The organism is Stenotrophomonas maltophilia group sp. Smal12 (assembly GCF_037079935.1).
Lineage (GTDB): Bacteria > Pseudomonadota > Gammaproteobacteria > Xanthomonadales > Xanthomonadaceae > Stenotrophomonas > Stenotrophomonas sepilia.
Genome location: NZ_JBAWUK010000018.1, coordinates 25615 through 52267 on the forward strand (window position 1 = coordinate 25615; position 26653 = coordinate 52267).

Below are 26653 nucleotides of genomic sequence, written 5' to 3' on the forward strand. Positions count from 1 at the left end.
TCTACATCCGGATGGCGGCACCTACAACGGCCAACGGCACCATGCGTGCGGGTACTCACCCAACGTGCTGGCCAGGCCCGCACGGACCGGATTGGCCATGATGTACATCGCCTTCTCATGAAGGGATTCATCGCTGCGTACGGCGTGATCGTGGTAACCGCGCTGCCACAGCGGCCCTTGTCGCTCCAATCGCCGGTTCAACAGACGGCTGCTGCGTGATTTGAGCAGGGCCATACACTCGGCCAGGGTTCCTCCGCGCAGCTCCATCAGCCAGTGCAGATGGTCGGGCATGACCACCCAGGCGAGGCTATGGCTGAAGCCCTTGCGCTCTACGAAGCGCAGTGTGTCGATAAGGATCGCAACGTTTGCCGCATCGGCGAACAACGGTTCGCGGCCGAGGGTTGCTGTGGTCAATGAGTACACGTTGCCGGATCGGGAATACCGACCGTAGCGAAGTCTGGGGCTGGCCATGCCTCCAGCGTGCGATACGCATGGAAACACCGGTAGTGGTGGTTGACCGGTATTCGCGTCGGGAATGCTCCATCCACGCATGGCGTGGATCTACCAAAGCACGCTCCGTTCGGTACATGCAGTAGAGCCGCGCCATGCGTGGATGGACGATCAGAGCACCGTCGGCGTGTCGTCCGCGTCCCGCGCCAGCAGGCTGCCGGCGAACAGGGCTGCCAGCAGCACCGTCAGGCCACCCCAGAAAGCGGAATAGAACGCCAGGTGCGTATTGAGCGGGAACACCGTGACCGCCAGCGCCAGCATCGCCGGCCGGGCGCGATCACGCGCAGCCGCCGGGGCATAGCGCCAGGCCCGCCAGGCCTGCGCCACCGCCGCCAACCACAGCAGCAGGCCCAGAACGCCGGTCTCGGCAAGGATTTCCAGCACGATCTGGTGGGCGTGCAACGCCGGTTGGTTGCCCCACACGGCGGGGCCCTCATCTGACACGCAGGCCGGATACGCATCGCGGAAGCCGCGCGCACCGACACCGTTGACCGGATGCTCCTCGATCATGCACACCGCTGCGGTCCAGATGCGCGCGCGCCCCGAAAGCGCCTCGTCAACGCCCTGCCCGTCTTCGTTCCATGCCTGCGCCGTGCGCGCGACACGCTCGCGCAGCTGCGGCACGCCCGCTGTCAGTGCGGCCGTACCCAGCGCTGCCACCAGGGCCAGCAGGAGCAGCCGCTTCCAGCCGAACTGGCGCACGCCGCTGTAGGCCAGCACCAGCACAAAGGTGATCCACGAGGCGCGCGAACCTGCCAGCAGCAGCACGCACCCCAGTGTCGCAGCGGCCAGCAGCCACCCTGCATTGCCGAAACGCCGCGCCATCGGCAGCAGCAGGAACGGTGACAGGCTGGCCAGCACCTGGCCGAATTTCAGATTGCAGGGCCCAAGCGCGCCACTGAGGCGGTCGGCCAGTGCGGCTTCGTCGGCCGGGCACAACGCGTGGCCACTCACGGCCAGCTTCAGGTGTTCCAGCGACCAGAACCACGGGCTGGTGCCAGCCAGCGCCTGCACCAGCGCGTCCAGCGTCCACACGCCGGTGATCAGCGCCAGGCCACCGAAGGTCAAGCGCCGCCGTTCCGGCGTGGCCACCGCGATCGCCACCAGCCACATGAAGGGCAGGTAGCGCAGTCCGGCGGCCGCCTTGGTCCACGAGGCCGAAGGGTCGATCGCATCGATGGCCGAAAACGCCTGCGGCAGCCAGTAGCCGAGGAACAGGATCGAGGTCAGCGCCCACGCCGCCGTGCTCAACAGGTGCGGGCGGCGCTGCAGCCGGCGCATCACCATGCGCGCGGCAGCATAGACCGCGCCAAGGCCCAGCACGGTTTCGGCAATGCCCGGCAGCGGCCACATCGCCACGTACGCCAGCACCCACCAGGGCGCCCAGCGCCCGGCACGGTCGTCGCGCACGGTGGCAGCGGGGTCAGCCGGCGAGATCGGCATAGAGGCGGAGGGTGTCGCGCTGCATGGCCTGCAGGGTAAACGGGATGCGGGTCGGCAGGGACGGCGGCTGCGCCAGCAGGGCCAGCGCACGTTCACCCAGCGCGTGCGCGTCGCCCAGCGGCACCGCACCGCTGGGCTGCAGCTGCTGCAGCAGTTCGCCGACGCCACCGTGGTCCCAGCCCAGCACCGGGCGGCCGACCGACAGCGCCTCGAGCACGGTGCGGCCAAAGGCTTCCGGCTTGTCCGACAGCTGCAGCACCAGATCGCTGGCGGCGTAGGCCTGGGCGATGCGGACGGTAGGCGTGCTGATCTGTACGGCCTCGGCCACGCCCAGCGCCGCGGCCTGGCGGCGCAGGCCAGCCACGTAGGCCTCGCGCCCGGGTTCGTCGGTGCCCAGCATCCACAGCTGGGCAGGCACGCCGGCGGCACGCACGTCGGCCAGCAGCTGCAGCGCGTGGGCGTGGCCCTTCAGCCGGGTGCCGCGCCCCGGCAGCAGCAGCAGCGGGCCCTCAACCTGCGCCAGCCAAGGGTAGTCGGCCGCCAGGGCCAGCCGCGGGCGGCGGTCGGCGCGCGCCACGCGCGGGAACTGGTTGACGTCGACACCTCTCGGTACGACCCGCAGTTTTTCTTCCGGCACCGTCGGGTAATGGCGTTGCACGTAGGCACGCACGGTGTTGGACACGCAGATCACGCGTTCGCCACTGGTCATCACCGCGCTGTAGCGGCTGGGCGAGTTCAACCCGTGCACGGTGGTCACCCAATGCGGGCGCTGTGCGGCGGGCATGGCGCGGATCGCGTACAGGCCCAACCAGGCCGGCAGCCGCGAACGGGCATGCACGATGTCCGCACCAACTTCGGCAAACAGCCGGCGCAGGGTCGGCAGATGGCGCAGGGTCAGCAGCGACTTGCGGCCGATATCCAGGGTGAGGTGCTCGGCACCGCTGTCCAGCAGCGGCTGCACCAGGCGGCCGCCGGCAGACACCACCAGCGCGCGATGGCCGGCGGCAACCAGGGCCGCAGCGATTTCCAGGGTCGAGCGCTCGACACCACCGGAGTGCAGCGCCGGCAGCAACTGCACCACGGTCAATCGGCGCATCGAAGGGGCCGCCGTTTAGTCGGCCAGCACGAACACGGACCCGCAGTACGGGCACTGCGCTTCGCCGTTGGGCTCGTCCTCGATCGGCAGGTACACGCGCGGATGCGAGTTCCACAGCGCCATTTCCGGGGTCGGGCAGCTCAACGGCAGATCGCTGCGGTGCACGGTGTAGCGCTTCTCGGCGTTGGCGGGCGCGGTGGCGGTATGGCTCATGGCGGATTCGGTGAACGGGTTGCGAGGCCTGTGATTCTAGCATCTGGGCCGCAACGACATTGCCCCGCAACGGGCCTTTGCACGCCGCCGCCGATGCCTCGCATCTCCCCGCCGCACGCCGGGCGGCGGTGATTCCGGGGATTTCGCGGTCGTTCCGGCAGGTTCGCTCGCCAGAATCGGCTCCAGCGATATTTCCCGCATTTGGATCGAACTAAATGGCACTTGCCAGCGCGCGGCGGCTGTTGCAGGATCGGGCCAGGTCGCACCTCGACCCACCCAATCCAACCCGATCGCATGGCCCGCCCCCACCGGACCGGCATCGCCTCTTCCACTGCCAGCCTGGCGGGCGGAGCGATGCTGTCCGTGGTGTCCGCCGATGCGGGTTCGCCCGCCGCCAGCCCTTCCGGGAGACCCTTGCATGACCCTGTCCGATCCGCGCCGCGCCCTGCTTCCGCTCGCCCTGGCCCTGGCCTGTGCGACCACTGCGATGCCGGCGCGGGCGCAGGGGCTGCAGACCTCGTTCGAACCGGGCGAACCTGTCCCGGCGCAGGCCACCGGTGCGCTTCAGGTCACGATCGGCAATGGACCGGCCGCGCCCTACGCCGCCAAGCGCAATGCCGGCTACAGCGGCCTGCATGCGCTGCGCTACAGCAGCGAAGGCGGCAGCGCGCGGCGCGAACTGTTCAAGGCCGACCTGCCCATCGAGGCCGATACCACGCTGTCGTGGCTGGTGCTGCCGGAAATCGTCGGCAAGGACACCGTCGCCTCGACCTATGTATCGCTGGACCTGCTGCTGGACGATGGCAGCCGCGTTTCGGCCGGTGCGGCACGCGACCAGCATGGCGTGGCGATCGGCGCGCGCGCGCAGGGCGAATCGAAGACGCTGTACCCGCAACAGTGGGCCCGCAAGGCGGTGCGGCTGGGCGACGTGCCCACGCTGAAGGGCCGCCGCGTGGTGGCGATCGAGCTGGAGGTGGCCAGCGCCGAGGGTGCGCCGGTCGCTGGCTGGATTGATGACGTGCGCCTGGATGCCCAACCGCGGCAGCGGCCGCAGCGCGTCTCCGACTGGGTGCTGACCACCCGCGGCACCCAGGCCAACGGCACCTTCTCGCGCGGCAACAATTTCCCGGCCACGGCGGTGCCGCACGGGTTCAACTTCTGGACCCCGGTGACCGACGCCGGCGCACTGAACTGGCTGTACCGCTGGAACGAACAGAACGATGCGCAGAACCGCCCGCAGCTGCAGGCACTGGCACTGAGCCACCAGCCCAGCCCGTGGATGGGCGACCGCCAGACCTTCCAGGTGATGCCCTCGGCCAGCCGTGGCGTGCCGGACGCCGACCGCCGCAAGCGCGCGCTGTCGTTCGACCGCGGTCATGAAAGCGCGCGCCCCTACCGCTACGACGTGCGCTTCGACAATGGCATCGCTGCTGCCATCGCACCGACCGACCATGCCGCGCTGTTCCGCTTCCAGTTCCCCGAGGGCGGCGACGCCAACCTGCTGTTCGACAATGTCGATGCGCGTGGCGGCCTGACCCTGGACACGGCCACGCAGACCCTCAGCGGCTACACCGATACGCGCAGTGGCCTGTCCAACGGCGCCAGCCGCATGTACGTGGTGGCCAGCTTCGACAAGCCGTGGCGCAGCAGCGGCCGCCTCGACACCGGCCGCCCGACCGGTTACATCAAGTTCGATGCCGGCAGCGACCGGCAGGTGACGATGCGTATCGCCACCTCGCTGATCTCGGTGGAACAGGCGCGTCACAACCTGGCGCTGGAAATCGCCGCCGCCGACACGCTGGAAAGCGTGGCCGGCCGTGCGCAGGATGCATGGGACGCGCGCCTGGCCCGCTTCGACATCGGCGATGCCACTGACGACCAGAAGACCACCTTGTATTCCAGCCTGTACCGGCTGTACCTGTATCCCAACTCCGGCCACGAGAATGCCGGCAGCGCGGCCGCGCCTGACTGGCGCTACGCCAACCAGGCCAGCGCCAGCGACGACAACACCGAGGGCAGCGCGAACCGCAGCTTCACCGGCGTGCGCGATGGCAAGGTATTCGTCAACAACGGCTTCTGGGACACCTTCCGCACTACCTGGCCAGCCTATGCGCTGTTCACGCCCGACGATGCCGGGCAGATGGTGCAGGGCTTCATCGAGCAGTACCGTGCCGGTGGCTGGATCGCACGCTGGTCGTCGCCGGGCTACGCCGACCTGATGGTCGGCACCAGTTCGGACGTGGCCTTCGCCGATGCGTGGCTGAAGGGCATCGGCGGCTTCGATCCGGCCGAGGCCTACGCCGCCGCGCTGAAGAACGCGACCGTGGTACCCCCCGACCGCCATGTCGGCCGCAAGGGCATGGACCGTTCGACCTTCCGTGGCTACGCCAGCGCGGACGTGCACGAAGGCATGTCGTGGACGATGGAAGGCGCACTGAATGACTTCGGCATCGCCAACATGGCCGAGGCCCTGGCCAAGCGCGCGACCACGGCGGCGGCACGCGAGCGCTACAGCACCGAGGCCGACTACTTCCGCCATCGCGCCGCCAGCTACGCGACGATGTTCGATCCGGCCGCCGGCTTCTTCCAGGGCCGCAAGGCCGATGGCCAGTGGCGCGTGGACGCCAGGGCCTACGACCCGCGCGTGTGGGGCCACGACTACACCGAATCCAATGGCTGGACCTTCGCCTTCACCGCCGCCCACGATGGCGAAGGACTCGCCGCGCTCTATGGTGGCCGTGACAAGCTGGCAGCGAAGCTGGATGCCTTCTTCTCCACCCCGGAAACCGCCGACCCCGCGTTTGCCGGATCCTACGGCGGCACCATCCACGAGATGACCGAAGCGCGCGATGTGCGCATGGGCATGTACGCGCACAGCAACCAGCCGGCGCACCACATCCCATGGATGTACCTGTACGCCGGGCAGCCGTGGAAGACCCAGCAGCACGTGCGCGAGATCCTGTCGCGGCTGTATGTGGGCAGCGAGATCGGCCAGGGCTATCCGGGCGACGAGGACAACGGCGAGACCTCCGCGTGGTACGTGCTGGCTTCGCTGGGCCTGTATCCGCTGCGCATGGGCGCCCCGGAGTACGTGATCGGTTCACCGGCGTTCGAACATGCGAGGGTGGAACTGCAGGGCGGTGCGGTGCTGACCGTGAACGCGGCCAACAACTCACGCGAGAACGTCTACGTGCAGTCGCTGAAGATCAATGGCAAGCCGTGGACGAAGACCTGGGTGCCGCACGAGCTGATCGCCAAGGGCGCGACGCTGGACTTCGTGATGGGGCCGCAGCCGTCGCGCTGGGGCAGCGGCGTGGACGATGTGCCGCGCTCGCTGACCGCGCGGGGCCAGCGCCCGCAGCTGCTGCACGACCTGCTCGGCAGTGGCGCCAAGGCGACGCTGGCCGATGGTCGCGCCCTGCCAGCGCTGGTCGACGACGATGCCGCCACGACCGTCGGCCTGGGCGGCGGCGCAACCATCGCACTGACCGGCCTGGGCGACGGCGTGCCGACCATGTACACGCTCACCAGCGGTGACGGCCGCATCCAGGGCGGCGAATGGACGCTGGAAGCGCGCAGCGGCAACGGCCGCTGGATCGTGCTCGACCAGCGCAGCGGCGAAGCCTTCGAGTCTGCCCGCCAGACCCGACCGTTCCACATCGCCAAACCCGGTCGTTACAGCGAGTATCGGCTGCGCCTGGCCGCACCGGGCCGGCTGCCGCTGGCGGAGATCGAACTGTTGGCGCCCAGCGCCGTACAATGAGCCCCATGCGCTACCGTCTGCTGCCTCTGGCCCTTGTTGCCCTTTCCTTCTCCAGCTTCGGCCAGACCCAGGCCTTTGATGCGCAGCTGATCCGCGACGGCGTGACGCTGAACTACCAGGACGCCCGTGGCGCCCTGGCCGCGCCGCAGCGCAAGCGGGTGATCGATACGTTCTACTTCGCCTACCTGCGCGAACGTGCGGACTTCCACCCGGCCGCGCCGTCGATGGTGCGCATCGTGATCGACCCGGCCTACACCGGGATCGCCTTCGTCGGTGACAAGGACCAGGCCGCAACGATCACCATCAACCCGGGTTGGCTGGCGCAGCACCCCAACGACATCGACCTGGTCACCCATGAGGCCATGCACATCGTGCAGGGCTATCCGGGCTATGGCGACGCACGGGTGCCGGGTTGGCTGGTGGAGGGCATCGCCGACTACGCACGCGACCGCTACGGCATGGACAATGCCGCCGCGGGCTGGGCACTGCCGGGCAAGGTCGAGAAGGGGCAGAACTTCGACAGCGGCTACCGTGTCACCGGTGCGTTCCTGAAATGGGCCGACGCCGAACATCCAGGCCTGGTGCTGGCACTGGACAAGGCCCTGCGCGACGGCCGCTATGCACCGGCGCTGTGGCAGAAGCACACCGGCAAGGCACTGCCGGCGCTGTGGGCGCAGTACGCCAAGCCGCGTTCCGACGCTCCGCCGCCGGCCCCTGCACGCCGCGGCAAGCGGCGCTGACGCCCACGCTGTCGCCGGCGCCTCAGCGCGACTGCACGAAACCGGCGTACAGCGCGAACAGCTGCTGGAAGTACCGCCGCGTCACTCGATTGCGCATGACACCCTCGCCGATGGGAAGTTGGTCGGGCCCAGGGTGGGAAGGCCGGTCCGGTCCCTTCCCACGGCCGGGCCGCGTGGGCGTATTGGGCCGCAGTGGCGTTGCAGGGAAATGACCGGGTTGCGTAGCGCGTGTGGCACAGCCCGGGGTAGAACCGGCCGCTGGCCGGCTGTCGTCGTGTATCTGGACATGATTGAGGTTGCCGGCCAGCGGCCGGCACTACCCGTTTCCGCTGCGCGGAAACAAAAACGCGCCCCGTGGGGCGCGTTTCCGCAGCTGTCGCTGGAAAGAAGGCTTATGCCTTCTTTTCCGCTTCCAGCTGCTTCCTGATCTGCGCATCGACCGCCGCAATGGCGGTCATGTTCAGGATCCGGCGCGAGGTCGCGCTGGTGGTCAGGATGTGCACCGGCTTGTTCACGCCCATCAGGATCGGACCGATCGCCACGCCGTCGGTGAACACGCGCACCAGGTTGTAGGCGATGTTGGCCGCTTCCAGGTTCGGCAGCACGAACAGGTTGGCGCGGCCCTGCAGGGTAGAGCCCGGCAGCAGCTTCTGGCGCAGCGCTTCATCCCATGCGGTGTCGCCCTGCATTTCGCCATCCACGTTCAGGCGCGGGTTGCGCTTGAGCAGCAGCTCGCGCACCTGGCGCATCTTCAGCGCATCCTTCGAATCATGGCTGCCGAAGTTGGAGTGTGACAGCAGCGCCACCTTCGGCTCGATGCCGAACAGCTTCATGCGATAGGCCGCCTGCAGGGTCGCCTCGCACAGCTGCTCGGCGGTCGGGTCTTCCTGCACGTGGGTATCGACGAAGAAGAACACGCCCTGCTGGTTGATCACGCCGGTCATCGCCGAGGTCGAGGTGACCTTCGGCTCCAGCGGCAGCACGCTGCGCACGTAGCCCAGCTTCTTGTGGAAGCGGCCGACGATGCCGGTCAGCATCGCATCGGCTTCGCCACGGGCGACCATCACCGCTGCGATCAGGGTCGGGCGCGAACGCATCAGGTTCTTCGCCGCGGCCACGGTCACGCCGCGACGGCCGGTCAGGCCGTGGTAGTACTGCCAGTATTCGTTGAAGCGCGGGTCGTCGTTGATGTTGGTGACTTCAACGTTCTCGCCGATCTTCAGGCGCAGGCCGAGGCGCTCGATGCGCGACTCGATCACTTCCGGGCGACCGATCAGGATCGGATGCGCCAGGCCGTCATCGACCACGTTCTGCACTGCCTGCAGCACCACTTCCTCTTCGCCCTCGGCGTACACCACGCGCTGCTTGTCGCTGCGCGCGCGGTCGTACACCGGCTTCATCATCAGGCTGGTGCGGTAGACGAACTGGGCCAGCTTGTCGCGGTAGGCGCCCATGTCCTCGATCGGGCGCGAGGCCACGCCCGAATCCATCGCGGCCTGGGCCACGGCGGCCGACAGTTCCACCAGCAGGCGGCGGTCGAACGGGCGCGGGATCAGGTATTCACGGCCGAAGCTCGGGGTCTCGCCGCCGTAGGCCGAGCCCATGTCGGTGGCTGCACGGCGTGCCAGTGCAGCGATGGCGCGCACGCAGGCGATCTTCATTTCCTCGTTGATCGCGGTGGCGCCCACGTCCAGCGCACCACGGAACAGGTAGGGGAAGCACAGCACGTTGTTGACCTGGTTCGGGTAGTCCGAACGGCCGGTGCCGATGATCGCGTCCGGACGCGCAGCGCGCGCCACCTCCGGCATGATTTCCGGGGTCGGGTTGGCCAGCGCGAAGATCACCGGATCCGGCGCCATGGTCTTGACCATGTCGGCGGTCAGGATGCCCGGTGCCGACAGGCCCAGGAAAATGTCCGCGCCGTCGACGATCTCGGCCAGGGTGCGCTTGTCGGTGTCGCGCGCATAGCGCTGCTTTTCCGGGTCCAGGTCGGTACGACCGGTGTGGATCACGCCCTCGCGATCGAAGGCCAGGATGTTCTCCGGCTTCAGGCCCAGCTGCACCAGCATGTTCACGCAGGAAATGCCGGCCGCGCCCATGCCCGTGGTCGCCAGCTTCACTTCCTCGATCTTCTTGCCGGTGATCGCCATCGCGTTGAGCACGGCCGCGCCGACGATGATCGCCGTGCCGTGCTGGTCGTCATGGAATACCGGGATCTTCATGCGCTCGCGCAGCTTGCGCTCGACCACGAAGCATTCCGGCGCCTTGATGTCCTCCAGGTTGATGCCGCCGAAGGTCGGTTCCAGCGAGGCGATGATGTCGACCAGCTTGTCCGGGTCGGTCTCATCCACTTCGATGTCGAACACATCGATGCCGGCGAACTTCTGGAACAGCACGCCCTTGCCTTCCATCACCGGCTTGCCGGCCAGCGCGCCGATGTTGCCCAGGCCCAGCACCGCGGTGCCGTTGGAGATCACCGCCACCAGGTTGCCGCGGGCGGTCAGCTCGCTGGCCTGCTGCGGGTCGGCCTTGATCGCTTCACAGGCGTACGCCACGCCCGGCGAATACGCCAGCGACAGGTCGCGCTGGGTCAGCATGGGCTTGGTAGCGGAAACCTTGATCTTTCCCGGCGGGGACATCCGGTGGTAATCGAGGGCGGCCTGTTTGAAATCTTCGTTGGACATCGATGTGGGTTACATGAATGGGCAGAAGGGACAGGGGATGATACCCCCGTTGGAGCGTCCGGACCTGTCGCAATCCTGTCGCAAGCATGCTGCGACCGCACAATTCCGTGCCGTATGCGACGGTACCGCGATACCAGCTTCGGCGCTGCCCATGACAGCCATGGGACGCCCTGAAACGCCGCGGGGCCGTACCACTGACGTGATCGGCCCCGCGGTACCACACACCTGGATCAGCCCTTGGCCGGCAGCGCCTCGGGCAGCGCATCGACCGGCGGCGGCAGTTCGCTCTCGCGGCCATCCAGCGCCAGCTGCAGGCGGTTGCGGTCCAGCGCGCCTTCCCAGCGCGAGACCACCACGGTGGCCACCGCATTGCCGATGAAATTGGTCAGCGAGCGGCATTCGCTCATGAACCGGTCCACGCCCAGGATCAGCGCCATGCCAGCCACCGGTACCTCCGGCACCACGGCCAGGGTGGCGGCCAGGGTGATGAAACCGGCGCCGGTGACACCGGCCGCGCCCTTGGAGCTGAGCATGGCGACCAGCAGCAGGGCGATCTGGTGGCCCAGGGTCAGTTCGGTGTTGGTGGCCTGGGCGATGAACAGTGCCGCCAGGGTCATGTAGATGTTAGTGCCGTCCAGGTTGAACGAGTAGCCGGTCGGGACCACCAGGCCCACCACCGACTTGCTGCAGCCGGCGCGTTCCATCTTCTCCATCAGCGACGGCAGCGCCGACTCCGACGAGGAGGTGCCGAGCACCAGCAGCAGTTCGGCCTTAAGGTAGCGCGCCAGCTTGAACACCGAGAACCCGCACAGGCGGCAGACCACACCGAGGATCACCGCCACGAACAGGAACGCGGTGAGGTAGAACGAGCCCACCAGCCAGGCCAGGTTGATCAGCGAGCCGACGCCGTACTTGCCGATGGTGAAGGCGATCGCACCGAAGGCACCGATCGGGGCGGCCTTCATCAGGATGTGCACCAGCTTGAACACCGGGGCGACCAGCGCCTCCAGGAAGTTCAGCACCGGCTTGCCCTTCTCGCCCACCATCGCCAGCGCGATGCCGAACAGCACGGCCACGAACAGCACCTGCAGGATGTTGCCATCGACAAAAGCGCTGAGCAGCGTCTTCGGGATGATGTCCATCAGGAAGCCGACCAGGGTCAGGTCATGCGACTTCTCGACGTAGCTGTGCACTGCGGTCTGGTCCAGCTCGGCCGGGTTGATGTTCATGCCCGCGCCGGGCTGCACCACGTGCGCCACAATCATGCCGACAATCAGCGCCAGCGTGGAGAAGAACAGGAAGTACGCCATCGCCTTGGCGAACACCCGGCCCACCGTGCGCAGGTGGGTCATGCTGGCGATGCCGGTGACGATGGTGAGGAAGATCACCGGCGCGATGATCATCTTCACCAGATTGATGAAGGCATCGCCGAGCGGCTTCATCTTCTCGCCGACCAGCGGTTCGTAGTGGCCGAGGATGGCACCCAGGACGATCGCCACGATCACCTGGAAGTACAGCTGGCGATAGATCGGCAACGGCTTTGCAGGCACCGGTGCTGCGGTCGGGATGTGCATGGCGGACTCCGGAAGGGGCGTTTTCAGGCACGTACGGCCCCGGGACTGCACGGGAGCCGTTACCGTGGAAACTGATCGCAGGCCCTGTACTGCACGCACAGGGGGTGCGACCAATGGACGCCTTTGTACGCGCCAGGCACGCCGGCGCAGATAACCTATTGGTACTAGCCCCCCGGTTCAGGTGGCACAGGTGCCTACACTGGCGCCGCACCGCCCGGAAACGGGAAGGCCGGTGGCCCGGGCTGAACGGCTGGGCATGTCCCTGCGAAAGTTTCGGCCCCTGCGGCCGTTGATGTCCTGTCCACACGCAATCTGAGAGAGCCGCACCCAACATGCGCCCGAATCCCACCTTGCTGGCCCTGTCGCTGGCCGCCCTTCCCGCCTTCGCCTCGGCCGCCGATTTCGACAACTGGCCGACCAGGTACACCTTCGGCGATGGCACCGAGCTGGCGGCCACCGCCAACATCGCCTACGACTACAACGACTTCTCCTCGGCCAGCGGCCTCGAGGACGTCGACGCCGTGCGGCGCAAGGAATTCGGTGCGACGCTGAAGAAGAAGGGCGTGTACGACGCGATGGTCTACTACGACTTCCAGGCCGATACCTGGCTGGACGTGTTCGTGCGCTTCGAGAGCAAGGCCTTCTTCGGCCGTGACGTCGGCCGCTTCCGCTTCGGCTACATGAAGACCCCGGTCGGCCTGGATGCGAACACCTCTTCGCGTGCCGGCAGCTTCCTGGAAACCTCGCTGCCGGTGCAGGCCTTCTACGAAGGACGCCGTACCGGTGTGGAATGGGTGCTGGAGCGCCCGCAGTACCTGCTGCAGGCAGGCGCCTATGGCGGCAAGGACCTGCAGGGCGACAACCCCGGAACCACCCAGGCGGTGCGGGCGGTGTGGACGCCGGTGAAGGCACCGGGTGACGTTATCCACCTGGGCCTGGCCTACTCGCAGGAGAACCCACGCGGCTACAGCGACGGCCGCGACGTGCACCACGAGGCCAGCGCCCGCCTGCGCGCGCGCCCGGAAGCCGGCCTGACCGACATCCGCTACGTCGATTCCGGCGCGCTGGTCACCGCCGACCAGATCCGCCGCACCGGCCTGGAAGGCATCTGGATCCGCGGCCCGTTCTCGCTGCAGGCCGAAGCGCTGCGCGCCACGGTCACCCGCCATGACGGCAAGCCCGACTTCACCGGCAGCGGCCAGTACGCGATGGCCAGCTGGGTGCTGACCGGCGAATCGCGGCCGTACAACGCCGGCGCGGTGGCCAACATCAAGCCGGCGCACAACTACGGTGCGGTCGAACTGGTGGCGCGTTACAGCCGCCTGGACCTCGACGATGGTGACATCCTGGGTGGCCGCCAGCACGACCTGACGTTGGGTGCGAACTGGTACCTGACCAGCCACTTCAAGTTCCAGGCCAACTACGTGAAGGTCGACGCCAGCCGTCGTGGCGTGCACAGCACGCCGGAGATCTTCGAACTGCGCGCGCAGATGCACTTCTGACCCCTTCCACGTCAGACCCCGGCGGGCGTGCACGCCGCGCCCGCCGGCCCTGCGTAGACTGCCGCCATGTATTGGCTCAGCCGCCACCGGATGCTGTTGCTGACCATCCTGGTGATGGTCGGTGGCACCGTGCTGTGCGCGGTCGCCGCTGGCCATTACGCCTGGCGGCGCGCGCTCGGCGACGAAAGCAGCCAGGTGCAACGCCAGCTGCAGCTGTATGGCCAGGGCCTGCAACAGCGCATCGACCGCTTCGGCACCTTGCCGCAGGTCATGGCGCTGGATCCGGATCTGCTGCACGCACTGCGTGTGCCGCCCTCGCCCGGCGAACGTCAGCGACTGAACCTCAAGCTGCAACGTGCCAATGAAGTCACCCGGGCCTCGACCCTGACCCTGGTCGGCCACGATGGTGTGGCGGTGGCGGCCAGCAACTGGGACCAACCGACCAGCAACGTCGGCGAGAACTACAGCTACCGCCCCTACTACCGCCAGGCGCTGGCGCAGGGCCGTGGCCGCTTCTACGGCATCGGCATGACCACCGGCGTGCCCGGCTATTACCTTTCGCAGGCCATCGAGGCTGACGGCAAGCGGCTCGGCGTGGTGGTGATCAAGGTCGAGCTGTCCGCGCTGGAACAGGAATGGTTGAGCAGCCCGGACGTGGTGCTGGCCAGCGACGACCATGACGTCGTATTCCTGTCCAACCGGGACAGCTGGCGCTACCGGCTGCTGCGTCCGCTGCGTGCCGGTGAGCGCCGCGAAATGCTCGATGCACGTCAGTACGCCGACCGTGCCCTGCAGCCCTTGCGTGCACGTACCGAAGACGTGCTGTCCGATGGCGGCCGCATGGTGCGGCTGCTGGATCCTGCGCTGCCGCAGCCGAGGCTGTGGCAAAGCCTGGCGCTGCCCGCCGAGGGCTGGAACCTGCACCTGCTGCACGACGCCGGCGCCGCTACTGCAGCAGGTCGCGCGGCCGCCCTGACCGGCGGTGCCGCGTGGCTGGCCTTGGGCTTCCTGGTGCTGTTCGTGCAGCAACGCAGGCGCCTGGCCAAGCATCGCCTGCGCAGCCGCCGCGAACTGGAAACCCTGCTCAAGCAGCACGCACAGGAGCTGCGCACCGCACAGGATGGCCTGCTGCAGGCCGCCACCGACGCCGACAGTGGTCTCAGCCGCAGCCTCGAACACCTGCCGCAGGGTGTTGTGGTGATCGACCGCGACCTGCGCCTGGTCGCGTGGAATTCGCGCTATCTGGAACTGTTCCGGTTCCCGGCAGACCTGGTGCGCGTCGGCCGGCCGATCGAGGAACTGTTCCGTTTCAATGCCCGTCGTGGCCTGCTCGGTCCCGGCCCGGTGGACGAGGCCATCGAGCGCCGCCTGAACCACCTGCGCAGTGGCCGCCCGCACATGCGCGAGAGCGAAAAGGACGACGGCACGGTGCTGGAGATCCGCGGCAATCCGCTGCCCGACGGCGGCTTCGTCACCAGCTACGCCGACATCACCAGCTACAAGAATGCGGCGCGCGAACTGCGCTCGCTGGCCGATGCGCTGGAACACCGCATCGCCGAGCGCACCCGTGACCTGGACGAGGCGCGGCGCGAGGCCGAGCAGGCCAACCGCTACAAGACCCGCTTCGTCGCCTCGGCAGTGCACGACCTGCTGCAGCCGCTCAACGCTGCGCGCATGTTCGTCTCAGTGCTGCGCGGCAAGCTGGGCGACCCGGTGCAGCAGCAGACTGCCGATCATATCGATGCCGCGCTGGCGGCGCAGGACGCGATCCTCAACAGCCTGCTGGATATCGCGCGGCTGGAATCAGGCAGCCTGCCCACCCGCGTACAGGCGTTCCGGCTGGGCCCCCTGCTGCAGACACTGGCGCGCGAGTTCGGCATCGCCGCGCAGTCACGCGGGCTGGTGGTGGACTGGGTCGATAGCCATGCCGTGGTGGTCAGCGATGAAGCGCTGCTGCGCCGCATCCTGCAGAACTTCCTGTCCAACGCGCTGCGCTACAGCGAACGCGGTCGCGTGCTGCTTGGCTGCCGCCGCCGTGAAGGACTGCTGTGGATCGAAGTGCACGACCAGGGCCCGGGTATTCCCGATGCGTTGCAGGGCGAGATCTTCGAGGAGTTCCGTCGCCTGCACGACGGCCAGCAGCGCGGCGCCGGCCTTGGCCTGGCCATTGTCGACCGCATCGGCCGCCTCCTCGGCCATCCGATCCGGCTGCGCTCGCAGCTGGGCCGGGGCAGCGTGTTCGCGGTAGGCGTACCGTTCGGCGAAGCCAGCGCGATTCCGGCCACCGCGCCTGCGCCGGTACTGGCGCAGGAACCGGGCGCGGACAACCCGCTGCGTGGGCGTCGGGTGTGGGTGATCGACGACGATCCGCACGTGTGTGCGGCCAGCCGTGCGCTGCTGGAGCGCTGGGGCTGCGAGGTGGCGCTGGCCGATGGGCCACAGGCGGCGCTGCAGTTGGCCAGTGCCGAGACGGTTCCGGAGCTGGTGCTGCTGGATGTGCGCATGGGCGATCACCACGGGCCGGTGCTGTACGAGACGCTGGCGGAGTTGTGGCAGGCACGCCCACCGGTGGTGCTGGTCACTGCAGAGCGCGATGCGGGATTGCGTGAGATGGCCGCCGAGCGCGGCTGGGGAATGATGGCCAAGCCGGTAAAGCCGCCGGCGCTGCGGGCGCTGATGAGTCAGTTGTTGATCCGGCATCGCGGGTAGTTTCCAGCCAACGGCGCAGCCCTTCGTGGGTGGTCGCGCAAAGCAGTTCATCGGTGGGGCCGGGTAGATGGGCTGCACAGGGGGCGCTGCAAGTACGTCCCTGTAAGCTCGGTCGCCGCATCCATGCGGCTCACGCCCCTGTGCAGCCCATCTACCCGGCCACGGACACGTGCCGTGCGCGTCCACCCTCGGAGAAGAAAATAAGATCAAAAGCGGGTCGCGCACTGCGCTTGCTTGTGTAGAGCCGAGCCCATGCTCGGCTTCGCGGACCGGCCGCAAAGCAGCCGAGCGTGGGCTCGGCTCTACAAAAAGCGGCCTGCCAGGCTGCCTTTGCTTTTGATCCTCTTTTCTCTTCCGTGGGTGGACGCGCACGGAACCTGCCCAGCCTCTCCCATGAACTGCTCTACGTGTCCACCCACGAGGGGCTGTGCCGTTGGCTGGAAACTACAGCCCGATGCCGGCGTCGCCTTCAGGCTCCAGCGCCTTCACCAGCACCGCGGCCTGGGTGCGGCTATGGCACTCGAGTTTTTTCAGGATGGCGGTGACATGCACCTTCACCGTGTTCTCAGCCAGCCCCAGCGTGTAGGCGATCTGCTTGTTGAGCAGGCCATCGGCCAGGCAGAGCAGCACGCGGAACTGCTGCGGGGTCAGCTGGGCCAGGCGGCTGGCCAGCAGCGCATCGGCCTCCGAGCGCTCGGCGGCCATCGCCGGGAACCACAGGCCGCCGTCGAGCACCGCCTGCACGGCCTCGCCGATGGTCTCGGCCGGGGCCGACTTCGGGATGAAACCAGCCGCGCCGAACTGCTGGGCACGGCGGATCACCCGCGGATGGTCGTTGGACGAGAGGATCACCACCGGAATGTCCGGATGCGAGCCGCGCACGTGCAGCAGCGCGGAAAAACCGTGTGCGCCGGGCATGGTCAGGTCGAGCAGCACCAGGTCCACATCGGGATGCGCGTCGAGTGCCTCGGCCAGCGCCTCGGCGCTCGCAACCTCGCGCACCTGTGCCAATGGCAGGCTCTGCCGCAAGGACTGCACCACCGCCGAACGCAGCAGCGGGTGGTCATCGGCGATCAGGATGGTGTATTCGCTCATACCGCCATTGTACGGGCAGGTCGCCGCCTCAGCGCCCGGCCGGCTCGACGCTGCTGCGCCAGGCATCGAGGAACTGGCGACGCTTGAGCGCGTCCAGGTACACCAGCAGGCCCGGTCCGAGCTGGATCGGACGGCGGCTGCGGCCGGGCGCATCGTCACCGCGTGCGTTGCCGGTCACGATCGGCATCAGCCGCGCTTCGCGCGACAGCACCTGCTGGCCACGCGGCGACAGCAGGTAATCGAGGAAGCGCCGCGCTTCTTCCGGGTGTGGGCCGGTGCGCGGGATGACTGCGGTGCGCAGCACCACCAGCGTGTAGTCCTCGGGCTCGATGATGGCCAGTGGCGCGCCGGCATCGACACGTGCCTGCGCGTAGGAGCCGAGCACGTTGTAGACCAGCGACAGCTGGCCACTGGCCACCTGGTCCAGCAGCACGCCAGTACGCTCCTCGCGCACCACGTCGTTGTCGCCGAGCGCGCCCAGCAGCGCGCCGGCAATGCTGCCGCGCTGCGCGTCCTGGGTCGCCAGCAGGTAGCCGACACTGCTGCGCTCGATGTCATAGGTGCCGACCTTGCCGCGCAGCGGTGCACCTTCAGCACGCAGCCGGTCGAGCAGCTGGCGGCGCGTGTGCGGCACCTTCGCCGCCGGCAGTGCGCGGGTGTTGTAGACCATCACCACCGGCTCGTAGCTGATGCCGAATGCCTCGTTGCGCCATTGCGCCCACGCCGGCAGCACCGCGGTCTGCGCCGAGCGGTGCGGCAGCGCATGGCCATCGTTGACCAGCTTGGTCTGCAGGTCCATGCCGCTGGAGATCAGCAGGTCCGGTGATGCCGGCCCGCCACGGTCGTGCAGGTAACGCGCGTACAGGTCCTGGGTGATGATGTCCTCGTACACCACTTCGGTGCCGGGGTGAAGGCGCTGGTAGTCGGCGATGACCACCGCGAACACTTCGATGTCGGTGGTGCCGTGGATGCGCAACTGCGCGGTGGCCGCGCCCTGTGCGGGAAAACGGCGCACATCGCCGGGCGCGGCCAACACCGGCAGGGCCAGCAGCAGGGCAACGGCCGTCGCGAACAAGCGGATCATGGACTGCTCCGGGGCAGGCGGATGGTGGCGACCAGCCCGCCCTGCGGGCGGTTGCTGAGGTCAATGCGGCCGCCATGGCTGTCGACCACGCGCTTGACGATGGCCAGGCCCAGCCCGGCACCACCTGAGGGCGCACCTTCGCCACGGGCGAAACGCTCGAATACGCGCTCGGCATCGGCCGGGGCGATGCCTGCGCCGTGGTCGGCGATGGTCAGCACGGCCTGCTCGCCTTCCACGGTAAGGGCAATCTGCAAGTCGCCGTCACCACCGTACTTCAGTGCGTTGTCGACCAGGTTCTTGATCGCCTCGCGCAGCAGCAGCGCATCGCCGTGCACCAATGCCGGTTCGGCGGTCATCGCCAACTGCACGCGCGGCGCCGGCCCTGCCTGCGGCAGCGCTTCATGCAGGGCCTGGTGCACGGTCTCGGCCAGGTCCACCGCTGCAAAGCGCTGCAGATGCGAACGATGGATCACGCTGGCATCGCTGAGCAGCTGGTTCAGCAGCCGGCTCATATGGGTGGCGTTGCGCTCGATCGCCTGCAGGCTGCGCCGCATGTCCTCCGGATCGTCATCATCCAGCGCCAGCTGTGCCTGTGCGCGCAACGCAGCCAGCGGCGTGCGCATCTGGTGCGCAGCCTCGGCCATGAACGCGCGCAGTGTCTCGTTGCTGCTGGACAGGCGTTCCATGAAGCGGTTCAGCGCCGCCACCATCTGGTCCATCTCGCGCGGAACGCGGGCATCCAGCGGCTTCAGGTCGGACGGCTCCCGTCGCGACAGCTCGCGCTCCACCCGCACCAGCGGCCGGAATGCGCGATGCACGCCGAACGCCACCAGTGCCAGCAGCAGCCCGGACAGCACGCCGATCGCCAGCAACGCGCGATTGACCATGTCCTGCGCGACCGCTTCACGCGCACGCCGGGTCTGGCCGACCTGGACCTGCACCTCGCCCTGCGCCGAGGCGGCGGCGAAGCTGCGGCTGACCACCACGAAGCGCACGGTCTCGCCGCTGTAGGTGGCATCGAACAGCTGCGGCTGGGTACCGGGCCGGCGCGGCGGTGCCGGCAGGTCGCCGTAGCCGGTGATCAGGGTGCCGCGGCTGTCGGCCACGCGATAGAACACGCGGTCCTCGGGCGCCATCGCCAGCAGGTCCAGCGCCGCATACGGCAGATCGACCTGCCACTGGCCATCGACCAGGGCCACCGAATCGGCAATGGACAGCGCCGAGGACACCAGCAGGTGATCGTAGGATCGATTGGCGGCGCGCTGGCCGTAATCGCGCGCGGCGAACAGCAGGGCCACTGCGAACACCGCCAGCAGCACGCCGAGATAGAGCAGCAGCGTTCGCCGCAGCGAACCCGGCGCCGCAGTCGCAGCGCGCGCGTCAGCCATCGGCGTCGGCATGGGTATCGCTGGCCTCCAGCAGATAGCCGACACCGCGCACCGTGGTGATGCGCAGCGGTGCGCCCGCCAGCTTCTTTCTCAGGCGGCCAACATACAACTCGATGGCATTCGGGCCCGCTTCGTCATCGAAACCGAACAGGCCGTTGCCGATCTCATCCTTGCCGACCACTTGGCCGAGGCGCCCGACCAGGATCTCCAGCAGGCGGTACTCGCGGTTGGGCAGTTCGATCGGTTCGCCGTCGAGGCTGACCCGGTGCGCAGCGTTGTCGAACTGGAAGCCGCCGATCTGCACCACTTCGCTGGCCTGGCCACGCGCACGCCGCAGCAGCACACGGCAGCGCGCTTCGAACTCGCGAAAATCGAATGGCTTGCCCAGGTAATCGTCGGCACCGACATCCAGCGCCTGCACGCGATCCTCGATGCCATCGCGCGCGGTCAGCATCAGCACCGGCGTGCTGTCACCGCGCTCGCGCATGCCGGCCAGCACGCGCAGGCCATCGAGCTTGGGCAGGCCGATGTCCAGCACCACCAGGTCGAAGCTCTGGTAGCGCAGCACGCTGGCGGCGGCCAGGCCATCAGCCTGCCAGTCCACAGCGTGCCCGCTACGGCGCATCCGGCGGATGATCGCATCGGCCAGATCCGGGTTGTCTTCGACCAGCAGCAGGCGCATGGGCACACGGGTGGGAGGGGAACCGAATGCTACCGCATGCCGCCGCCGCGCTTGCCGGGCACGGCACGGCGAGATCGACGACACGCTTTTCGCTGCACCGCACAAACCGCTGACAGGACGATGACAGCTTGCCCGACCCAGACTGCGGCCGCGCACCGTCCGGTGCCCACGATTGCCGCGCGCCTGGCGCGCACCTGGGAGGGTTTGTGGAATTCACGTTTGCCTGGCGGCGTCCTGCCGCCATGATGGCGCTGGCTGCCCTGTCGGCGCCGGCCTTCGCTGCCGAAGACGACCGCCCGGTCACCGCCATCCTCGGTGGCCGCCTGCACCTGGACTTCGCCACCTTCGACAACGACAACCGCGGCACCCCGAACAAGGACGACACCGAGGTCCGCCGCGCCTGGCTGGACGTGTCGGGCAAGTTCTTCGTGGTCGACTACAAGCTGGAAGCCGATTTCTCCGGCGACCGCGTCGAGGCCAAGGATGTCTATCTGGCACGCAGCTTCGGCAAGGCCGGCAAGCTGACCGTGGGCCAGTTCAAGCAGTACTTCTCGCTGGATGACCGTACCAGCTCCAACTACGGCAGCTTCCTGGAGCGCGGCAACGCCGGCACCACGCTGGCGCCGCTGTACCGCCTGGGTGCGTCCTGGCAGGCCAACCCGGGTGACTTCACCTGGGCGGCCAGCATCTACAGCCTGGAGAGCATCGACGCCTGGCAGGTGAAGGGCCGCGCGGCGGGTGGTCGCGTCACCTGGGCGCCCTCGCCCAGCGACGGTGACGTGCTGCACCTGGGCCTGTCGCTGGCCCGCGAGGCCTACGACAACCCGGGGGCCAACGGCGTGCCCGGCCTGCGTATCCGCCCGCGCCCGGCCGGCCACCTGTCCGACAACAGCCGCCTGACCCTGGTCGACTTCTCCGCCGGCCGCGATACCGACGTCAACAAGTGGTCGCTGGAATACGCGCAGGTGCGCGGCCCGTTGTCGTGGCAGGGCGAGTTCAGTGGCGCCACCTTCGATGATGGCGCCCAGCGCGGCGACGTGATGGCGGCCTACGGCATGCTCAGCTGGTTCGTCACCGGCGAAAGCCGTGCCTACGACCGCAAGACCGGCCGCTTCGCACGGGTCAAGGACATCCGCCACAAGGCTGGGGCCTTCGAAGTGGCGCTGCGTTACGACCAGATGTGGGGCGCGCAGCACCTCGATGGCGCGCCGGACCTGCGCCGTGGCAGCACTGAAGCGTGGACGCTGGGTGGCAACTGGTACCTGCGCGACAACCTGCGCTTCATGCTCAACGTGATCGAAAGCCGCAATCGCGACCGCCTGGCCGGGGTCACGGTGGACCGCACGCGCGCGGTCACCGGCCGCCTGCAGTACGACTTCTAAGCCAGCTGTGCCGGGCAAACCACCCGGCCCCCTTCCACTCCCCCACATCCTGTTTTCGCAAGGAGTCCGCAGATGATGCTGAGCATCCTCGGCTTTGGCATGGTCATTACGTTCATGTACTTGATCATGAGCAAGCGGTTGTCGCCGCTGGTGGCCCTGATCACCATCCCCATCCTGTTCGCGCTGATCGGCGGCTTCGGTGCCGGCATCGACGAGATGATGCTGGAGGGCATCAAGAAGATCGCGCCGACCGGCGTGATGCTGATGTTCGCCATCCTCTACTTCGGGGTGATGATCGACGCCGGCCTGTTCGATCCGCTGGTACGGGTGATCCTGCGCTTCGTCAAGGGCGATCCGATGAAGATCGTGCTCGGCACCGCGGTGCTGGCGATGCTGATCTCGCTCGATGGCGACGGTTCGACCACCTACATGATCACCGTCTCGGCGATGCTGCCGCTGTACCAGCGCCTCGGCATGAACGCGCTGAACATGACCTGCGTGACCATCCTGGCCGGCGGCGTGATGAACCTGACCCCGTGGGGCGGCCCGACCGCACGCGCGGCCACCGCGCTGCACGTGGACCCGGCCGATGTGTTCGTGCCGCTGATCCCGTCGATGGTGATCGCCTGTGCCGGCGTGCTGCTGCTGGCCTGGTACCTGGGCCTGAAGGAACGCCGTCGCCTTGGCGTGGTGACCCTGCCCAAGGGCGGCAGCTGGGTGGACAACAGCGTGTCCGACGACAGCAACCCGCTGCCGACCGTGGAAGACGCCGAGGACATCAAGCGCCCGAAGCTGCTGTGGGTCAACCTGGCCCTGACCGTGGCGCTGATGACCGCGCTGATCATCGGCGTGCTGCCGATGCCGGTGCTGTTCATGGTCGGCTTCGCCATCGCCCTGGTGATCAACTACCCGAACCTGGCCGAGCAGCGCCGCCGCGTGGTCAACCACGCCGGCAACGTGCTGTCGGTGGTGTCGCTGATCTTCGCCGCGGGCATCTTCACCGGCATCCTCAACAACACCGGCATGGTCGAGGCGATGTCACACAGCTTCCTGGCGGTGATTCCGGAGTCGTGGGGCCCGTACCTGGCGGTGATCACCGCCGTGGCGTCGATGCCGTTCACCTTCTTCATGTCCAACGACGCGTTCTACTTCGGCGTGCTGCCGATCCTGTCCGAGGCCGCCGGCAACTACGGCATCACCCCGGTGGAGATGGCGCGTGCCTCGCTGGCCGGCCAGCCGGTGCACCTGCTCAGCCCGCTGGTGCCGTCCACTTACCTGCTGGTGGGCCTGGCCAAGGTCGAATTCGCCGACCACCAGAAGTTCACCCTGAAGTGGGCCATCGCCATCTCGATGCTGCTGATGATCGGCAGCCTGCTGTTCGGCCTGTATCCCCTCGCCGCCTGACCCTTTACCAAGGAGCCTTCTGCAATGACGCTTCGAATCGCTTACGTCACCAGTGGAATGGGCAGTGTCGGCACTGCCATCTGCCAGAGCCTGGCCCGCAGCGGCCACACCGTGGTCGCCGGCTGCGCGCCCAGCTCGCCGCGCAAGGCCAACTGGCTGCGCGAGCAGCGCGAACAGGGCTTCGACTTCATCGCCTCCGAAGGCAACGCCACCGACTGGGCCTCGACCAGCGCCGCGTTCGCCAAGGTCCGTGCAGAAGTCGGTGAAGTGGACGTGCTGGTCAACAACTCCGGCGGCAGCCGCGACCTTCTTTTCCGGCAGATGACGGTGGAAGACTGGAACGCGGTGATCGCCTCCAACCTCAATGCGCTGTTCAACCTGACCAAGCAGGTGGTCGATGGCATGGCCACGCGCGGCTGGGGTCGCATCATCAACATCGGTTCGGTCAGCGCCCACAAGGGCCAGATCGGCCAGGTGAACTACGCCACCGCCAAGGCCGCGATGCACGGTTTCAGCCGTGCACTGGCCGCCGAAGTGGCCTCGCGCGGGGTCACTGTCAACACGCTGTCGCCAGGCTACATCGCCAGCCAGGCGATCAGCAGCTTCCCGCCGGATGTACTGGATCGGCTGGCCGCCTCGGTGCCGGTGCGCCGGCTGGGTCGGCCCGAGGAAGTGGCCGGCCTGTGCGCGTGGCTGGCCTCGGATGAAGCCTCGTACGTGACCGGTGCCGACTATCCGGTCAACGGTGGCCTGTACATGGGTTGAGCCCTCCCCCACGGAGTGCGCGGGGCCGGTGAATCTTCGTTCGCGAGGGGGATCCGGCCCCTTTTTCTATCGGGTTGCAGGACACGCACGGGGGCCTGCGTCGTTCGTTGGTTTCTCGTAAAGAAGGTTTCATGTTCCGTTCGCATAGTGGCCATGCACCGCGCACGTGTGCCGGTGACCATCCCCCATGCAACGGACCACCATGCAGACCCGACACCTGACGATCGCCGTGGCGATCGCGCTCTCCGCCGCCACCAGCGCCCATGCCGCCACCGCCGCCGATACCGGCGCCAGCACCGATGCCGCGCTGAGCGCGCAGACGCTGGATACCGTCTCCGTGATCGGCCAGGGCGAGACCCGCCAGGTGCAGCGCATCGCCACCGTCGACAAGCAGGTGCTGCCGCCGGGCACCAGTGGCCAGAAAATCCTCGACCGCCTCCCGGGCGTGTCGGTGCAGTCCAACGATGCCTTCGGCGCCAACGAAGAATCGCAGACCATCAGCCTGCGCGGCTTCGACAAGAGCCGCCTCGGCTATACGCTGGACGGCATCCCGTTGGGTGACAACAGCTACGGCAACTACAACGGCCTGAGCATTGCCCGCGCGATCATTGCCGAGAACCTGGCCGGTGCCGAGCTGTCGCAGGGCATCGGTTCGCTGGGCGTGGCTTCGACCAGCAACCTGGGCGGCACCATCCAGTATTTCTCGATGGACCCGTCCACTGAATTCGGTGGCCGTGCCAGCGTCACCGTCGGCGACAACAACCAGCGCCGTGGCTACCTGCGCGTGGATACCGGCGACCTCAACGGCTTCTCGGCCTATGTGTCCGGCGTGCACCAGGACCAGGACATGTGGGCCGCGCCGTACCAGAACCAGACCACCCGCCAGTTCAACGCCAAGGCGGTGTGGAATGTCGGCGACCACCGTTTCGGTGCGTTCGTGGCGACCTCGCGCGCCAGCCAGGCCAACTACGCCTACCTGTCCAAGGACATGCTGGCCCGCGGCCTGGGTTATGACTGGAACATCTACGCGCCGGACTGGGATCGCGCCGTCGCCGCCGCGTACTGCGCGCCGGGCACCTACAACAAGGCGCGCTGCAGGTTCAGCGGCGGCGTCAACAGCATCGACGATGCGTACTACCAGAGCCGTGCACTGCGCGACGACAACCTTTATTCGGTCGATGCCGACCTGCGCCTGGGCGAGCAGGGCCGCCTGAAGCTGCTGGCCTACCACCACGACAACCGTGGCCAGGGCCACTGGTGGGCACCGGGCCAGCCGTCCTACCCGGGCACCGACAGGATGCTGCCGATTTCGATCCGCAGCACCAACTACACGATCAACCGCGATGGTGTGACCGCCGCGCTGTCGTGGACGGTGGGCATCCACGAACTGGAGGCGGGCCTGTGGTACGAGCAGAACGACCACAACGTGTCGCGCAACTTCTACTACATCAGCGGCCCGTTCCTGGACGACCTGTACCTGAAGAACCCGGACCGCCTGCTGTTCAACCAGGATTTCGACATCCGCACGCGCCAGTTCTACGTGCAGGACCGCATGCGCTTCCTGGACCAGCGCCTGACCGTGGACGTGGGCATCAAGAGCCCGAACACCCGCATGCGCGCCACCGCCCAGCCGGGCGTGGAAACCAGCATCGCCTCGGGCACGCTGACCGCCAAGAAGTCGGTGCTGCCGCAGGTGGGCCTGGGTTTCAAGCTCAACGCCAACAATGAACTGTTCGCCTCGTACGCCGAGAACATCGCCGCCTTTGTCGGTGGCGGCAGCGGTGGCCCGTTGCAGGTGTCGCCGGAATCGTTCGCGGCCAGCGCCGGGCTGGAACCGGAGAAGTCCAAGAGCCTGGAAGCCGGCTTCCGTACCTTCGGCGAGAAGTACCAGGCCTCGATCGCCGCCTACAACGTGAAATTCGACAACCGCCTGCTGTCGCTGAACCCGTGCTCGAGCATCGAAGTCGGCACGCGTCCGGAGTGCGTGACGCGCTTCATCAACGTCGGTTCGGTAAAGAGCCACGGCGCGGAACTGACCTTCATCCTCAAGCCGATCGACGGCCTGCAGTGGTACAACGCGCTGTCCTGGAACAAGACCACCTACGAGGATGACTACACCTCGGGCGGCGCGATCGTGCCGGTGGCCGGCAAGATCACGGTGGATACGCCGCAGCGCATGGCCTCCAGCGAGATCAGCTGGAATCGCGATGGCTTCTTCGCCAGCCTGCGTGCCAAGTACACCGGCAAACGCTACTACACCTACACCAACGACCAGTCGGTGCCGGGCGTGACCACCTTCGACGCCGGTGCAGGCTACGACTTCGGCCCGGGCCTGGGCCTGCGCAACATTCGGGTGTCGTTGAATGCGACCAACCTGACCAACAAGCGCTACGCCGGCCAGCTGAGCTCGTTCGCACCGACCGATCCGAAGGGCACGCGCTATGCGATCCATGCGAGCGCACCGCGGCAGCTGTTCATGACGGTGGCGGCGGAGTTCTAAGTCAAAAGCGGGCGCTGCGGCGCATCAGTACCGCAGCGGGGCGAGGTGGGACGGGCCGAGGCAGGACACGCCGCAAGTACGTCCATGTAGGCTCGGTCGGCCCATCCATGCGCCTCACG

18 protein-coding genes are annotated in these 26653 nt (G+C 67.7%); 8 read left to right on the forward strand and 10 right to left on the reverse strand.

Annotation, left to right across the window (positions count from 1 at the left end):
* Nucleotides 1-21 precede the first annotated feature (21 nt).
* The 4 genes from WDC87_RS09975 to WDC87_RS09990 form a co-directional block, all read right to left on the reverse strand.
* Nucleotides 22-471, reverse strand: a complete 450-nt coding sequence (locus tag WDC87_RS09975; protein ID WP_072167598.1) for a transposase — start codon at nucleotides 469-471, stop codon at nucleotides 22-24.
* A gap of 150 nt (nucleotides 472-621) precedes the next feature.
* On the reverse strand, nucleotides 622-1953 hold the full coding sequence (locus tag WDC87_RS09980) for an O-antigen ligase family protein (protein WP_252745081.1): 1332 nt from the start codon (nucleotides 1951-1953) through the stop codon (nucleotides 622-624).
* Complete coding sequence (locus WDC87_RS09985) at nucleotides 1934-3049, reverse strand: glycosyltransferase (RefSeq protein ID WP_061479571.1); 1116 nt, start codon at nucleotides 3047-3049, stop codon at nucleotides 1934-1936. Before WDC87_RS09985 ends, WDC87_RS09980 begins: the two co-directional genes overlap by 20 nt.
* A gap of 15 nt (nucleotides 3050-3064) precedes the next feature.
* The gene (locus WDC87_RS09990) at nucleotides 3065-3262 is read right to left on the reverse strand and encodes a zinc-finger domain-containing protein (RefSeq protein ID WP_005410967.1); all 198 of its coding nucleotides are present in this window, start codon (nucleotides 3260-3262) and stop codon (nucleotides 3065-3067) included.
* A 418-nt stretch (nucleotides 3263-3680) separates the two neighbouring features.
* Between WDC87_RS09990 and WDC87_RS09995 the strand changes: the two genes are divergently transcribed.
* Both WDC87_RS09995 and WDC87_RS10000 read left to right on the forward strand, forming a co-directional pair.
* Nucleotides 3681-7025: a GH92 family glycosyl hydrolase gene (locus WDC87_RS09995; RefSeq protein WP_252745080.1), complete on the forward strand. Its 3345-nt coding sequence runs from the start codon at nucleotides 3681-3683 to the stop codon at nucleotides 7023-7025.
* Complete coding sequence (locus WDC87_RS10000; RefSeq protein ID WP_072167601.1) at nucleotides 7022-7765, forward strand: basic secretory protein-like protein; 744 nt, start codon at nucleotides 7022-7024, stop codon at nucleotides 7763-7765. The genes WDC87_RS09995 and WDC87_RS10000 overlap by 4 nt, the downstream gene beginning before the upstream one ends.
* A 392-nt stretch (nucleotides 7766-8157) precedes the next feature.
* Here the strand turns inward: WDC87_RS10000 and WDC87_RS10005 are convergent, their stop codons facing one another.
* Both WDC87_RS10005 and WDC87_RS10010 read right to left on the reverse strand, forming a co-directional pair.
* Complete coding sequence (locus WDC87_RS10005; RefSeq protein WP_005419150.1) at nucleotides 8158-10449, reverse strand: NADP-dependent malic enzyme; 2292 nt, start codon at nucleotides 10447-10449, stop codon at nucleotides 8158-8160.
* 230 nt (nucleotides 10450-10679) lie between these two features.
* Complete coding sequence (locus WDC87_RS10010) at nucleotides 10680-12023, reverse strand: dicarboxylate/amino acid:cation symporter (RefSeq protein ID WP_072167602.1); 1344 nt, start codon at nucleotides 12021-12023, stop codon at nucleotides 10680-10682.
* Between the two features lie 332 nt (nucleotides 12024-12355).
* Between WDC87_RS10010 and WDC87_RS10015 the strand changes: the two genes are divergently transcribed.
* Together WDC87_RS10015 and WDC87_RS10020 are read left to right on the forward strand one after the other, a co-directional pair.
* Nucleotides 12356-13525 (forward strand): porin, encoded by a 1170-nt coding sequence (locus WDC87_RS10015; protein WP_252745079.1) that lies wholly within the window; start codon nucleotides 12356-12358, stop codon nucleotides 13523-13525.
* A gap of 66 nt (nucleotides 13526-13591) precedes the next feature.
* Entirely contained in the window at nucleotides 13592-16234 is a 2643-nt protein-coding gene (locus tag WDC87_RS10020; protein WP_072167604.1) for a PAS-domain containing protein, read from the forward strand.
* A gap of 444 nt (nucleotides 16235-16678) precedes the next feature.
* Here the strand turns inward: WDC87_RS10020 and WDC87_RS10025 are convergent, their stop codons facing one another.
* The 4 genes from WDC87_RS10025 to WDC87_RS10040 are packed head-to-tail and all read right to left on the reverse strand — an operon-like array spanning nucleotide 16679 to nucleotide 20483.
* Nucleotides 16679-17329, reverse strand: a complete 651-nt coding sequence (locus WDC87_RS10025) for a response regulator transcription factor (RefSeq protein WP_005414428.1) — start codon at nucleotides 17327-17329, stop codon at nucleotides 16679-16681.
* A gap of 28 nt (nucleotides 17330-17357) precedes the next feature.
* Nucleotides 17358-18413 carry an ABC transporter substrate-binding protein gene (locus WDC87_RS10030; protein WP_252745078.1) on the reverse strand — a complete coding sequence of 352 codons (1056 nt, stop codon included), beginning with the start codon at nucleotides 18411-18413 and terminating at the stop codon, nucleotides 17358-17360.
* On the reverse strand, nucleotides 18410-19801 hold the full coding sequence (locus WDC87_RS10035) for a sensor histidine kinase (RefSeq protein ID WP_088497405.1): 1392 nt from the start codon (nucleotides 19799-19801) through the stop codon (nucleotides 18410-18412). Before WDC87_RS10035 ends, WDC87_RS10030 begins: the two co-directional genes overlap by 4 nt.
* Nucleotides 19794-20483: a response regulator transcription factor gene (locus WDC87_RS10040; RefSeq protein ID WP_005419188.1), complete on the reverse strand. Its 690-nt coding sequence runs from the start codon at nucleotides 20481-20483 to the stop codon at nucleotides 19794-19796. The genes WDC87_RS10035 and WDC87_RS10040 overlap by 8 nt, the downstream gene beginning before the upstream one ends.
* Nucleotides 20484-20725: 242 nt before the next feature.
* On the opposite strand from WDC87_RS10040, the gene WDC87_RS10045 reads away from it, so the two are divergent.
* From WDC87_RS10045 to WDC87_RS10060, 4 genes are all read left to right on the forward strand, one after another.
* Nucleotides 20726-21865, forward strand: coding sequence for a porin (locus WDC87_RS10045; protein WP_188241077.1), 1140 nt, complete (start codon nucleotides 20726-20728; stop codon nucleotides 21863-21865).
* Between the two features lie 75 nt (nucleotides 21866-21940).
* A complete protein-coding gene (locus WDC87_RS10050; RefSeq protein WP_088497414.1) occupies nucleotides 21941-23269 on the forward strand; it encodes a CitMHS family transporter in 1329 nt (442 codons plus the stop codon).
* A 24-nt stretch (nucleotides 23270-23293) separates the two neighbouring features.
* Nucleotides 23294-24034: an acetoacetyl-CoA reductase gene (phbB, locus tag WDC87_RS10055; protein ID WP_188240619.1), complete on the forward strand. Its 741-nt coding sequence runs from the start codon at nucleotides 23294-23296 to the stop codon at nucleotides 24032-24034.
* Nucleotides 24035-24236: 202 nt separating this feature from the next.
* Nucleotides 24237-26534 (forward strand): TonB-dependent receptor, encoded by a 2298-nt coding sequence (locus tag WDC87_RS10060; protein WP_227837566.1) that lies wholly within the window; start codon nucleotides 24237-24239, stop codon nucleotides 26532-26534.
* The last annotated feature ends 119 nt before the right edge of the window (nucleotides 26535-26653 follow it).